The organism is Klebsiella sp. KE9456, assembly GCF_043832615.1.
Taxonomy (GTDB): Bacteria; Pseudomonadota; Gammaproteobacteria; order Enterobacterales; family Enterobacteriaceae; genus Klebsiella; species Klebsiella indica.
Genome location: NZ_JBDYQK010000057.1, coordinates 1 through 1158, shown reverse-complemented (window position 1 = coordinate 1158; position 1158 = coordinate 1). Strand labels below are relative to the sequence as shown.

Annotated in this window: 1 protein-coding gene; it reads left to right on the top strand. The window is 50.6% G+C overall.

Annotated elements, in window-relative coordinates:
• Positions 1–103: 103 nt before the first annotated feature.
• Positions 104–1135 carry an IS630 family transposase gene (locus tag ABK821_RS25245; protein WP_060568239.1) on the top strand — a complete coding sequence of 344 codons (1032 nt, stop codon included), beginning with the start codon at positions 104–106 and terminating at the stop codon, positions 1133–1135.
• The last annotated feature ends 23 nt before the right edge of the window (positions 1136–1158 follow it).

Here is a 1158-nt window from a genome sequence, read left to right as displayed (position 1 = left end):
CTAAATAACTGCTCGGAATAGTAGATCACTCAGGGGGAACTCAGTCCGGTTTATGCGATCTGATCAATCGCTGAATATCCCAAATCACCAACCGGACTGAGCGATGCCGATCATAGCACCAATACCCCGTGGCGAACGACGCCTGATGCAGAAAGCTATCCATAAAACTCGCGATAAAAATCATGCCCGCAGGCTAACGGCTATGCTGATGCTTCATCGGGGTGAACGGGTCAGCGATGTTGCCAGAACACTCTGTTGTGCCCGTTCATCCGTTGGTCGCTGGATTAACTGGTTTACGCACTCAGGTATTGAAGGCCTGAAATCCTTACCCGCAGGACGCTCCCGACGCTGGCCGTTCGAGCATATTTGTGCATTGCTGCGTGAGCTCGTTAAGCATTCTCCCGGCGATTTTGGTTATCAGCGTTCCCGCTGGAGTACCGAACTGCTGGCGATAAAAATCCGTGATGTCACCGGTTGTCCGCTACATGCTTCAACCATCCGGCGATGGTTACCTGCTGCCGGACTGGTATGGCGCAGAGCAGCGCCAACACTGCGTATCCGGGACCCGAATAAGGAAGAAAAAATGGCAGCGATTAATGTGGCGTTAGCCAGCTGTAGCACAGAACACCCGGTGTTTTACGAAGATGAAGTGGATATCCACCTCAATCCCAAAATCGGCGCTGACTGGCAGTTACACGGGCAGCAAAAACGCGTTGTCACGCCGGGGCAGAATGAAAAGTACTATCTTGCCGGTGCGCTGCACAGTGGTACGGGCAAAGTCAGCTACGTGGGTGGAAACAGCAAAGGTTCATCATTATTTATCAGTATGTTAAAACATCTGAAGGCGACATACCGGCGGGCAAAAACGATAACGCTCATTGTCGATAACTACATCATCCACAAAAGCCGTGAAACGTTGCGCTGGCTGAAAGCAAACCCAAAGTTCAGAGTGATTTATCAGCCAGTTTACTCGCCGTGGGTCAATCATGTTGAACGGTTGTGGCAGGCGCTTCATGAAACAATAACCCGAAATCACCAGTGCCGTTCAATGTGGCAACTGTTGAAAAAGGTTCGTCACTTTATGGATACCGTCAGCCCATTCCCCGGTGGAAAGCATGGGCTGGCTAAAGTGTAGCGGTATTAGGATCAGTTATTTAG